This window comes from Micromonospora sp. MW-13, from assembly GCF_003434305.1.
In the GTDB taxonomy this organism is placed as follows: Bacteria; Actinomycetota; Actinomycetes; order Mycobacteriales; family Micromonosporaceae; genus Micromonospora.
Genome location: NZ_QKKX01000008.1, coordinates 15161 through 27226, shown reverse-complemented (window position 1 = coordinate 27226; position 12066 = coordinate 15161). Strand labels below are relative to the sequence as shown.

Here is a 12066-nt window from a genome sequence, read left to right as displayed (position 1 = left end):
TCGGACTGGCCCGCCTCCACGTCCTGACCACGAAGGCGGCCGACGAGCAGGTGACCGAGGTACTCGCCGCAGCCGTCCGGCGGGACAGCCAGCTGCGCTACGAGGTCCACCACGTCGACGAGATCCACCCGACGGATCTGGTCGACCGGGCGGGCCAGCTGGACGCCCCGATGGTGCTGATCGCCGACGAGACACTCGACGACGACCCGGACGCGGTGGCCCGCGTGGGCGCGGCCCAGCGCCGGCTCCGCGACTCCGGTCGCGGGCTGGGGGTCCTCGGTCGATGCGCTGACTTCACCGTGGCCCTGCCGGGCGGGCCCGACAGCTGCTGGGGTTGCCTCCACCGATGGCTGGCGGCCCGCGCCGTCGCGGTCACCGGCCAGCCGCTGCCGCTGGCGGCGGCTCCCGCCGCGATCGCGGCTCTGCACCTGGCCCAGCACGCCTTCACCACCCTGGCCGGTGTGCCGCGCGCCGGCTTCGGGCGCATCGCCACCGTGGAACCGATCGCTCCGATCGTGCGCACCCACAAGCCACGCCGCCACCCGAGCTGCCCCCTGCACGAGTCGAGCCCGCCGCCGACTCCGCGCGGATCCTCACCGGCGACGCCGAGCCACGAGGACGACCTGGTCCGTCCGGACATCCCCGCGGCCGAGGACAGCGCGGCCCTGGTCGCTGTCGCGGACCGCATCGTCACCGTGACCTCGGGCTGGACCGACCACCTCGTCGGGCCGATCCACCACCTGGCCGAGGGCGACGCCGACCAGCTTCCGCTGGCGATGAGCATCTGCCGGGTCGCCGAGCCCGACAGCACCGCCGCGGCCCAGCTGACCACCAGAGTCGCCTGCCGCGCGGTGTCGCCGCGGGAGGCCCGCAACCAGGTGGTCCTGGCGGCGCTGGAGCACCTGGCCCGGCGGCTGGCCGTCGCTGCCGGGGTGCTCCCACCCGACTGGTTCGTCGGCGCCGGCTGGTCCCGCACGGAGGCCGGCTACCGGGCCCGCCTGGCAGCCTCCGCCGCCGTAGCAGTCGACGCCCCGGCGCCCGCCGGTTCGGGGACCGGTTCCGCCACGGACGCGGTGACGAGCCCGATCGGTGCGTTCCTCGTCGACGAGCTCGCCGCCGGCGGCCGGGAGTGGCGGCTCGACAGTGCGCAGACGATGCCCACCGGGTTCGTCCGCGTCCTGCTGAACACCTGCGGTGGTACCGTCGCCGGCTTCGGCGTGGACACCGCGCACGCCCGCGACAACGCCCTGCTCCGCGCCGTCGCGGACGGTCTGGCCGACGAGCCCGGGACAACCGCCGACCGGTACGTGCTCGCGCACCTGGCGCCGCCGGTTCGGACCTGGTCCGACGCCCTCGCCCGGCTCGGTGGGCAGACCCGACGGGACCCCGACCGGGACCTCGGTCACCTGCTCGGCTTCCTCGACGGCGAGGCGTACGTGGTCGCCACGCCGGGGGAGCTTCCGTGACGGCGGCGCTCACGTCGACGGTGGACGTGGTCGGGGTGGGCTTCCTGGCGAGGCAGCTCGCCGCGCGGCTGGTACGGCCCGCCGGGAGCAACCCCGGAGGTGTCAGCGTCCTGGTCGCCGAGCTCACCGAGGTGGACGCCTACCACGACACCATGGTGGAGTGCGTCGGGCTCGGACGCTCGCTGCTCTTCGTCGGCACGTGGCGGGGCCTGGTGTACATCGGCCCAGTGTGGGCGCCCGGCCGGGCGGGGTGCTTCCGCTGCCTGGTCACCCGGGTCGCGAACACGCCGTTCGGTCCCGACTTCAACGGCGATGCGGCATCGGACTCCTCGCCCCGCAACGTCGACGTGTGGACCCTCCGTCCGGCCGCGCTGGCCATGGTGGAGCGGTACACGCAGGCGTCCCTCGCCGAGGCCCTGGTGCCACCCGGCTCGGTCCTGGTGGTGGACGCGGAAGCCGGTACGGCTGAGCCGCAGGTCCTGCTGCCGGACTCCACCTGCGTCGGCTGCGGCCGGCCGGGGGCCGATACCGTGCCGACGTTCACCGCCGTGGACGTCGCCCTGCAGAAGCTGGCCCCGGCGACGCTGCGCACCGCACAGTTGGACGGCAGGACCGTCACCACCGACTATCTGTTCCCCGGGTTGGGCCTGTTCAAGGAGCTCAAGCAGGACCTGCAGAACCCCTACGGCGCCTGCTCGGTGGAGCTCTCCACCCGGTGGGGCCGGCGGGAGCCGGCCATCGGTCGGGCGCGCAGCTACGCCGACAGCCGCACGATCGCGGTCCTGGAGGGCCTGGAGCGCTACGCCGGCATGCACCGGGGCGGTCGGCGAGCGCCGGTCCGGGCCGCCTACGCCGACATCGCCGACCGGGCCCTGTACCCGCCCCGGCTGGGTACGCACCCGACCAGCTCGTACGCCATGGACGGCTTCCGTTACCGGGCCTTCGACCCCGAGACCGTCGTCGACTGGGTGTGGGGATACTCGTTCCGCGACGGCGAGCGGGTGCTGATCCCCGAACGGGCCGCGTTCTGGGGCCCCCGGCACGACGACGAGGTGTCGTTCTGCTACGACACCTCGAACGGATGTGCCCTCGGCAACTCGGTGGAAGAGGCGATCCTGCACGGCCTGCGCGAGGTGGCCGAGCGGGACTCGTTCCTGCTCACCTGGTACCGACGCCTGGCCCTGCCGGAGGTGGAGCTGCCCGCCGACGGCGAGCTCGGCACCCTGCTACGGAAGGCACGCCTGTTCACCGGATTCGACTTCCGGTGTTTCCAGTCCACCATGGAGTACCACCTGCCGACGTTCTGGCTCGTCGCGGAGGGCGGGCCCGGGCGGGAGCGGACGGTCGACGCTCCGGCGGTCTTCGCCGGGTCCGGTGCGCACCCCGACCCGGGACAGGCGGTCCTCGGCGGACTGCACGAGCTGATCGGCAGCATCCTGGCCACCCGGCACAGCTATCCGCGCCGCCGAGCCGACGGGCTGCGGATGCTCGACGATCCGACCCTCATCCGGCGAATGGAGGATCACTCACTGGTCGGCGCCCTGCCGGAGGCCCGCGACCGCTACGCCTTCCTCCTCGACGGGCGGCGTCCGACCGTCCCGCTGGCCGAGATCCCGGGGACGGTCGTCGAGCACGACCTGGACATCCGCGCCGATCTGCGCCGGGCGGTCGGCGATCTGCTCGCCGCCGGCCTCGACGTACTGGTCGTCGACCAGAGCATGCCGGAGCTGACCCGCAACGGGCTCCACTGCGTCCGGGTCATCGTGCCCGGCCTGGTGCCGATGACGTTCGGGCACGTCAACCGGCGTACCGAGGGGCTGCCGCGGCTCACGGACGGAACCGGGGTCCCGTACGACAGCCAGCTACTCCCCGGTGAGGAGGTGGGCAGTGTCCCGCACCCCTTCCCCTGATCGGATCGCCGAGCACCTGCGACTGCTCCGCGAGGATCCGCAGTCGGCGAACCCGCCCGGCTGGCGGGCGGACTTCAGCGACGGCCCCTGGCCGGTGAAGGTGCACCAGGGCGGTGAGCGGGCACCGGCGACCGGTGCGCTGGCCCGGGTGCTGCGGGGCACGGTGGCGGTGACCGCGGTCCGCGGGCCGTCCAAGACGCTGCGGCGGGCCGTTCCCTCGGGGGGCGCGATGCATCCCACCGAGGCGTACGTCGTGCTCACCGGGAGCGATCGGCTCTGCCACGTCGACCCGTACCGATTGGAGCTGCTGGCGCTGCCCGGCGACAGCCCGACCCGGCGCCTCCGGCAGGGCCTGTGCCTGGCCGCGGACGCGCCGCTTCCGGCCGTCGTGCTCCTGCTGACCAGCCGGTTCTGGAAGAACTTCTACAAGTACGGCGACTTCTCCTACCGGCTGGGGGCGGTCGATGCCGGGGTCGTGCTCGGGCGGCTGCTGCGCCTGGCCGGGAGCGAGTTCGGCGCCGCGTGGGTGCGGACCGACTTCGCCGACGACGCGTTGAACGACTGCCTGGGCGTGGACGGCCGCGACGAGAGCGTGTACGCCGTCGTCGGCTGCGGCCCCACCGTGGCGACCGGCGGTACGGACGTGATCGGCCGACCCGCCCCGCCGCCCCGCGTGGTGGAGCGGTCACGCCGGATCAAGCGCTCACCGGTCTTCGACATGGTGCACGCGTCCGCCCGCTCGGCCCCCGCTCGGGCGGTGGCCGCCGGGGCGCCCCCCGCCGCACCGGTCGCGGCGTCCGGTGCCGTCCGGGCGGAAACGGTGGAGTTGCCCCCGTCCCTCGCGGTCGATCTCACCGACGAGGACGTGATCGTCCGCCGGCGGTCCGGGGGGCGACAGTTCACGGGCCGGCCGGCCAGCCCGGCGCAGCTGGCCACCGTGCTCGGGCAGGCGGCCACAGCGATCACCACCCTGCGCCGCCGCGGTGGCCCGACGCTGCCGGAGATCACCTTCTGCACGGCCGTGCACCGGGTGCCGGGCGTCCCGGCGGGCTGGTACTCCTACCACAACGGCCGGCTCGTCCCGGTCGGTCGCGGCCCGGACCCCGACCTCGGCCCGTACCTGCAGGGCGCGCTCTTCGGCAGTTCGGTCAACGCCGAACTCGCCGCCTTCACCGTGCACACCGTCGCCTCGCCCAGGCAGGCGGGTCGGTCGGCCCGCCACTACCGCACGCAGCAACTGGCCGTGGGCGTGGCGATGGAGGCGGTGGTCCTGGCGGCGACGGCGGTCGGGCTGGGCAACCACCCGTTCCTCGGTTTCGACGCGCCAGCCATCGACGCCGCGTACGGCCTGGACGGCCAGGGCTCCGGCGCGCAGGCGCAGATCTGTGTCGGTGTCGTGCGCACCGGCTCCGAGTGGGAGGTGACGGTGAGGTCCCGATGACCGGAGAATTCAGTCCGTACGCGCTCTTCCGACGCGGCACGATCGGCTTGGCCGTCCTGGACGACCTGGTCCCCCGGCAGTTCTGGGCGTTGCTGGACGAGGTCGACGGCGCGGCGCGGCGACGGCGGCCTCTGGCGGAGAAGCTGGGTGACGCGCTGCACGCCCTGGTGCCGCAGGCGTCGCCCGAGGACCGTCGCGACCTGTTGGCGCTCCGCCGCGCCGTGCACAACGACCGGGTGGCCCGCTCGCCGTACCGGCGGGACCTGCTGCCCGAGCCGGTGCGGCACCTGCTGGACGAGTGGTGCCGGGAACGCGATGCGGCCGACGCCCTGGCCGCGCGGGTCCAGGAGGTGCTGTCCGCGGAGCTGACCGCCGGGCGTCGGGCGCTGGCGGCCGTGGCCCAGGGTGAGGAGTTCCAGCGCGGGGTGCAGCTCTCCGGCGAGGACGTCTACCGCGAGGTGATGGCGTACGCGGCGGACCCGTTCGACCAGGCCCGCAAACCGAGCCGGGCCCGGCGGGCCGAGAGCACGATCACGAGCTTCGCGTACCGGGTGGCGCTCAAACCCTCCCCGTTCGGGGCCTTCACCGAGATCGGTGCCGGGCCGTGGGAGTGGCGGGGGGCGCCGGGAACCCGTCGCACCCAGGTCCGGCTCAGCGTCGGCCTGCTCATGTGGATGGTGCACCAACTCCACCGCATCGACGGCGCCGACGACCTGCTGCGGATCCGACTGAACAACTCGCTCGCGGTGCGGGACGGTCGCGCGGTCTTCGTCCGCCGCCCCATCGAGGGCGCCGACGACGGGTTCGATCCGGACCGGGTCGTCGTCGCCCGCCACACCGACCTGGTCCGCATCCTGATGACCGCGCTCGGCGAGGGCGACCTGACGGTACGACAGCTCTGCGAGCGGCTCGTGGCGGCGGGGGTGGCGCCCACCGCGGTCAGGGAGACCATCGACAAGTTGGTCAAGGTCGGCCTGTGCCACCGGGGTATCGGCCTACCGGACCAGACCACCGACCTGGCCGGGCGGACCGCGGCGCTGCTGCGGAAGGTCGACACCCCGGCGGCGGCGAGCTGCGCGGAGATCTTCGAACAGCTCAGCGTCATCGAACGCTCCTACGGGTTCGCCAGCGCCCGGCGGCGCACCGGTCTGCTCGCCGAGTTGCGGAAGCTGGTACACCGGTTCGCCGAGGTGTGCGGCGGGCCGCCCCCGGCGCGGGAGGCGATGCGCGCGGCCATGTACGAGGACGTCGGCACCAACGCCCGGCCGAACTCGTGGCGGCCGGAGCTGCTGACCGCGAACCGCGAGTCCTTCGACCTGTTGCAGCGGCTGGTACCGGTACTCGACGACGCCACCATCGAGAAGCTGGGGCTGTACCGCTTCTTCACCCGACGCTTCGGCGCGACCGCCGAGGTGCCGCTCGTGGAGTTGTACCGGCAGTTCGCCGAGCTGCCGCCGGCGGAGGCGAGCGCGGTGATGTGCGGCGTGGACGATCCGGCCAGCGAGGGCGTCCGGGCGATGCGTGGCGAGTTCTTCGACCTGCTACGGGCGCGTCTGGGCGCCGCCGGGGGGGCGGAGCAGCTCACGCTGGACCCCGGCGACCTACGTGCCGTCACCGACCGGCTCCCGGCGTCGGTGCAGCCGTGGCGGTCGGCGGCGTACCGGGTGCAGTTCGACCAGGCGGGCAGCCGAGCGGTGATCAACGGCATGACCACCGGGCGCGGGGTGTTCTTCTCCCGGTTCTGCGATCTGCTGGAGCCGGAGGACGGTGACGGCTGGGACCTCGCCACGGCGCTGCGTCGGCACGTCGCGCGCACCGGTCCCCGGCAGACCGACCTCACGCTGGTGCTGGGGCTGAATTTCAACCTGCATCCCCGGCTGAGCCCGCTGGAGCTGGTGTACCCGGGCTCGGTGCCCGCGCCCGGCGGCCGGGCGGCGATGACGCTCGCCGATCTCACGGTGCGGGCCGATCCGGATCGGCACCGGCTCGTGCTGGTCTCCGGCCGCGACGGCGAGCCCATCGACCTGGTGCCGCTGAACTTCCTCTATCCTGCGGCGGCGCCGATGTTGTACCGGTTCCTGTGCGTGTTCGCGCCCACCCGCACCTACCGGGGTGGCCTGTGGGACCAGCTGGACCGCGCCGACGGCCCGCAGACCGGCCCCCGTCCCCGCCTGGTCCTCGGCGACCTGGTGCTGGATCGGCGGTCCTGGCGCTTCCGCGTCGACCAGCTCCCCGCGCTGGCCGAGCTGGAGCGCTACGAGGTCAGCGGGTTGACCGCCTTCGACAGCTGGCGCCGCTCCGTCGGCCTACCACGGGAGCTGTTCTTCCGGATGATGGCGCCGCCGGTGGTGCCCACCGGCAAGCGGGACCTGCTGGCCGAGACCCGCCAGTGGGCGCTGGAGGCGCGCAGCGCCCGGCTGCACAAACCGCACTACCTGGACGTACGCAACCCCTTCCTGTGTCACGTCTTCGCCAAGCAGGCGCGGGCGATGACGGGTGGGTCGGTGCTGTTCCACGAGTGCCTGCCGATACCCGAGCGCCAGAACGAGCCCGCTGCGGCCGAGGAGTTCTTCGTGGAGTTCAACCGGGCGGTGACCGATGTCGGATGACGTCTGGCGCAGTCTGCACGTGCACCGTTTCGGCCATCAGGACGCGTTCCTCGTCGATGGGCTGGCACCCGTGCTGGCCCGGCTACGGGCCGAGGGCGCGGTGCGCCGATCGTTCTTCCTGCGCTACTGGGAGGGCGGACACCACATCCGGGTGCGGGTGCGCACCGACCCGGCCGCTGCGGACGTCGTCGTGGCGCAGCTGGCCGAGGCGACGACGCGGTACCTGCGCGAGAACCCGGACGACGTCGAGTTCGACCAGGACGAGTTCATGCGGGAAGCGCAGCCCACGATGGCCGCTCTGGAGGCCGTGCCACCCGGGCGGATGTACCCACCGGACACCGTCCGGGCGGCGACCTACGCCCCCGAGTACGACAAGTACGGCGGCCCGGGCGGGGTGGCCATCGCCGAGGAGTTCTTCGACCGCAGCTCCAGGCTCGTGCTGACCGCCCTGGCACGGCTGGCCGCGCAGCCGGCTCGTCGGCTGGGTCTGGGCTTCACGATGATGCTGCGCGGGCTCTGCGCGGCCGGGCTCTCCCCGCCCGAGGTGGCGGTCTTCTTCCGCGACTACTGCCTGCTGTGGTCACCGTGGGTGTTCGACGAGTTCCTGGACACCTGGCCGACGCTGCTGGCGGACTGCGACGGCCCGGTGACCGAGCAGGCCCGACGGACGCTCGCCACGCTCCCCCTGGCCGACGGCTACAGCACCGCGGTACGGGCGGCTGTCGCCGCGGAGCACGCCGATCCGACGGTGCTGCCCGCGGTGACGTTGGCCGGGGCGGACGCGGACGACGCGCGTCGCCGACGGGTGCTGCTGGTCAGCTATCTGCACACCCACAACAACCGGCTCGGCCTGACCCCCGAGCGGGAGGCGTTCCTGGGTTTCCTCGGCCACCACGTCCTCAGCGGGTGCGCCGGCGTGGCCCCGGACCCCGACCTGATCGACCGCGTCCGCGCCTACCGGACGCACCGTCTCGGCACCCTGACCACGACCGCACCGTAACCGGAGGACACAGATGGATGTGACCGCTCGAACCTATCCCTTCACCCGGACCCGGCCGTTCCAGGAGCCGCCGGAGTGGGCCTGGCTGCGCGAGCACGCCCCCGTCTCCACGGTCAAGCTGGCCAGCGGCGACCCGGCCTGGGTGGTCACCCGCTACGAGGACGTCCGCGCCGCGATGACGGAACAGAGCTTCAGCCGCACCATCAACCGGGACGGCGCCGCGCGGGTCTCCACCGGATACCAGGCGGACCGGTCGAGCCCCGTCTTCAACTTCGGTGGTTCCATCTCCGAACCGCCCGGCCACACCCGCTGGCGCCGCATCGTCGCCAAGGCGTTCACCCAGCGCCAGGCGGACGTGATGCGGCCACGGATCGCCGCGCACACCGAAGAGATCCTCGACGAGATCGCGGCGAGGGGCGATCGCTTCGACCTGATGAACGACTTCGCCTACCAGCTACCGATCCGAGTGATCTGCGACCTGCTCGGTATCGAGATCGAGAACCGCCCCGAGTTCACCGAGCTGGCCGCCAAGCTCACCCGTCGGGACATGCAGTCGTCGTTCGCCGAGTTCGGCGAGGCGCTCGGCGGCATCGGCCGGTACGCCGCCAGGCTGATTGCCCGCAAGCGGCGCGCCCTCGGCGACGACCTGCTCAGCAAGCTGATCGTGTTGAAGGACGAAGACGAGTCGCAGCTCTCCAACGAGGAACTCGTCTCGACCGTGATCCTCCTGCTCATGGCCGGCTACGAGAGCACCGCCGTCCAGCTGGGCAACGCCTTCTTCGCGCTGTTCCTCAATCCGTCGCAACTGGCCATGCTGCGTGAGCGCCCCGAGCTGATCGGCAACGCGGTGGAGGAGCTGATGCGCTGGGGGCAGATGGGCACCGGCTTCGCCGTCGCGAAGTACGCCACCGCCGACACCGAGCTGGGCGGCGTCACGATCCCCGCCGGCGCGACGGTGTTCATCTCGCTCGGCTCGGGTAACCGGGACACGTCCGTCTTCGGGGTGGACGCCGATGTACTTGACCTGACCCGCCCGTCGGCCACCAGCCAGATCGCGTTCAGCCACGGGCCACACTACTGCCTGGGCGCGGCGCTGGCGCGGGCCGAGATGCAGGAGGGGATCTCCCGCATCCTGGCCCGCTTCCCCGGCCTGCGCCCCGACGGCGAGCTGTCCGACGTGGTCCTGTCGAGCAACCTGTTCACGTACTACCCACGTGAGCTGCCGGTCACGACCGCAGGGACGGTGCGATGACCACGTCGCCGCTCGCCACCGCGGACCTTCCCGCCGGGCTGCAGTGGGACGCCGACCGCAGCCGGTTGAAGGTCCGCGACCCGCGCCTGGCGGAGATCGTCCTGCGCGACCCGCACATCATCACCGGGGTCGACCACGGCAAGTCGGACCGGGCGGGTGCCCTGCCGCCACCCGGTCAGGCGCCCACGATCACCCAGTTCTTCGAGCTCTGGTACACCGTCGGCGAGCATTACCACGTCTTCAACACCGAGCTGCGCCGGGCGTTCACGGCCCGGACGGTCGGCAGCTTCGAAGCGGCCTTCCTCGATCTGGCCGACCGGTGTGTGACGGCCATGCCGCCCCGGGGCGACCTGGCCCGCGACTACCTCTCGCCGTACTTCATGCACAGCACCTTCCTCGTCATCGGAGTGCCCGAGGCGGAGTGGCCCCGGCTGACCAAGGTCGCCCGGTTGGTCATCCACCTGTTCAAGCAGCAGCTGCTGGGGGTCACCGAGTACGGCCCGCGGGAGGCGTCCGCCTTCGCGACGTCGATGCGCTACCTGAAGCACCTGACCGACCAGCTGCTCACCGGTCCGGGCGAGGAGCCGTTCCTCCTGGCCGCCCGTCAACTGGCGCGGATCGACCCCAGCACCTGGCCGATCGCCGCCTTGGTCGGGCAACTGCTCATGGCCGGCATCGAGCCGATGATCGTCGGGTCGAGCATCGCCTGCCGGGACATCTGGTCCGCGCCGCACCTGCGCGACGCGATCCTGCGCGAGACCGTCGAACCGACCGACCTGGCCGAGGAGGTGCTGCGCCAGAACCCGCCGTTCGGCAACATCTTCCGCTTCGTCAGCGAACCGTGCGACTGCCTGGGGCTGCCGCTGCCCGCCGGCACGATCGTGGCGATCGACGTGGCCGTGGTGAACCTACAGCGGACCGCCGCCGCCGACCCGGCCCACGGCTGCCCCGTCCGCCCCAGTGAGGTGCTCACCTTCGGCAAGGGCACGCACTACTGCCTGGGTGCGCACAGCGCGCGGATCCAGATCGCGGCGGGGGTACGCCAGCTGGTCCACGGCCGACCCGAGCTGCGGATCGACGTCGCCGGCACACGGATCGACACCCACAACAACCTCAAAGAGGTACGCAGTATCCCGTACCGGATCGGGGACGAGAATGTCGACTGAGCCGGGCGCGGCCACCGTCCTTCCCGGCGTACCGCTGGTGACCACCGGACTGGGGCCGACCGGCGAGCCGCTCCCGCCGGGTCTGCACTGGCGCCCCGACACCCGCCAGTGGGTGGTGCGCAGCCACGACCTCGCCGACACCGTCCTGCGCGACCCGCACATCGGCACGGCGCTGGACCCCGAGCGGGCCGGGATCCCGCTGCCCGGGGTGGCCGACGTCCCGTCCGTGGCCCAGTTCTTCGAGCTGTGGTACCACCGCGGCGCCAACCACCCGACGTTCAGTCGGGCGCTGCGTCGAGCGTACGCACCATCCGCGGTGGGCGAGTTCGTCGACGCGTTCGCCGACCTGGCCACCGCCCGAGCGGCGGCCCTGCCGCCGGCGGGTGACCTGGTCGCGGAGTTCATCGAGCCGTTCTGCCTGGACGGCACGTTCCGACTGATGGGCTTCCCGCCATCCCGATGGCCGGCGCTGGCCAAGATCTACAAGATCGTCATGTACGTCATCCGCGCCCGCTTCCGCGGCGTGCTCGACCTGCCCGAGCAGACCACAGCGGCGTTCGCCGCCGCGATGCGTTACCTGCGGCAAACCGTGGAGGAGTTGACTGCCGCGCCGGCGGCCACGCCGCTGGCGGCCTGCCTGCGGACGTACGCCGAGGCGGAGGGCCCGGACCCGTGGGCGGACGTGGCGACGGTCGCCCAACTGCTGGCGGCCGGAGTCCCCCAGGTCACCACCGGGATCGGCGTGGCCTGTCACGCGCTCTACGGCGACCGGGCGCTGCTGGCCTCGGCCAGGGCAGGCGGGATCGAGCTGACGGATGTCGCCGAGGAGGCCATGCGGTTGTCGCCGCCGTTCCTCGGTGTCTATGGCTGGGTGACGACGGACTGCGACTGCCTGGGCGTACGGCTGCGACCACGCGACGCGGTCGTCGTCGACATAACCGCGGTCAATCTCGACCCCGATCGGGTGCCGGAGCCGACCAGCTTCTGCCCCGGTCGCAGCCGTAGCGTCAACATCACCTTCGGCAAGGGCGCGCACTACTGTCTCGGCGCCGCCAGTGCACGCATGCAGGTCGTGGCTGGCCTGGCCGGGCTGGTCGGCCGGCGGGACGTGCACCCGGACGTCTCCGGCTTCCGGGTGACCGACGACGGCTTCGCCCGGGCGGTGCACGCCCTGCCCTACCGGATGGACGTCACCGGCGGCGACCGCTGAGTGGACAGCGGG

General features: G+C 72.7%; 8 protein-coding genes. All 8 read left to right on the top strand.

The window, feature by feature from the left end:
* The coding region (locus C5N14_RS31990; RefSeq protein ID WP_165878029.1) for a hypothetical protein at nucleotides 1-1466 on the top strand (1466 nt) is incomplete at its 5' end.
* Nucleotides 1463-3376, top strand: a complete 1914-nt coding sequence (locus tag C5N14_RS31985) for a TOMM precursor leader peptide-binding protein (RefSeq protein WP_165878028.1) — start codon at nucleotides 1463-1465, stop codon at nucleotides 3374-3376. The genes C5N14_RS31990 and C5N14_RS31985, both read left to right, overlap by 4 nt.
* Nucleotides 3354-4817, top strand: a complete 1464-nt coding sequence (locus tag C5N14_RS04110) for a nitroreductase family protein (RefSeq protein ID WP_117665663.1) — start codon at nucleotides 3354-3356, stop codon at nucleotides 4815-4817. The genes C5N14_RS31985 and C5N14_RS04110 overlap by 23 nt, the downstream gene beginning before the upstream one ends.
* On the top strand, nucleotides 4814-7426 hold the full coding sequence (locus tag C5N14_RS04105; protein WP_117665661.1) for a lantibiotic dehydratase: 2613 nt from the start codon (nucleotides 4814-4816) through the stop codon (nucleotides 7424-7426). The genes C5N14_RS04110 and C5N14_RS04105 overlap by 4 nt, the downstream gene beginning before the upstream one ends.
* Nucleotides 7416-8426, top strand: coding sequence for a lantibiotic dehydratase C-terminal domain-containing protein (locus C5N14_RS04100; RefSeq protein ID WP_117665659.1), 1011 nt, complete (start codon nucleotides 7416-7418; stop codon nucleotides 8424-8426). Before C5N14_RS04105 ends, C5N14_RS04100 begins: the two co-directional genes overlap by 11 nt.
* 19 nt (nucleotides 8427-8445) lie before the next feature.
* Nucleotides 8446-9678, top strand: coding sequence for a cytochrome P450 (locus C5N14_RS04095; protein WP_165878027.1), 1233 nt, complete (start codon nucleotides 8446-8448; stop codon nucleotides 9676-9678).
* Nucleotides 9675-10844 carry a cytochrome P450 gene (locus C5N14_RS04090; RefSeq protein ID WP_117665655.1) on the top strand — a complete coding sequence of 390 codons (1170 nt, stop codon included), beginning with the start codon at nucleotides 9675-9677 and terminating at the stop codon, nucleotides 10842-10844. The genes C5N14_RS04095 and C5N14_RS04090 overlap by 4 nt, the downstream gene beginning before the upstream one ends.
* Entirely contained in the window at nucleotides 10834-12054 is a 1221-nt protein-coding gene (locus tag C5N14_RS04085; protein WP_117665653.1) for a cytochrome P450, read from the top strand. Before C5N14_RS04090 ends, C5N14_RS04085 begins: the two co-directional genes overlap by 11 nt.
* Nucleotides 12055-12066 lie beyond the last annotated feature (12 nt).

Coding starts and splice junctions, on each gene's coding strand:
- C5N14_RS04105 (WP_117665661.1), top strand. CDS start 4,814: ATGACCGGAGAATTCAGTCCGTACGCGCTCTTCCGACGCGGCACGATC.
- C5N14_RS04100 (WP_117665659.1), top strand. CDS start 7,416: ATGTCGGATGACGTCTGGCGCAGTCTGCACGTGCACCGTTTCGGCCAT.
- C5N14_RS04090 (WP_117665655.1), top strand. CDS start 9,675: ATGACCACGTCGCCGCTCGCCACCGCGGACCTTCCCGCCGGGCTGCAG.
- C5N14_RS04085 (WP_117665653.1), top strand. CDS start 10,834: ATGTCGACTGAGCCGGGCGCGGCCACCGTCCTTCCCGGCGTACCGCTG.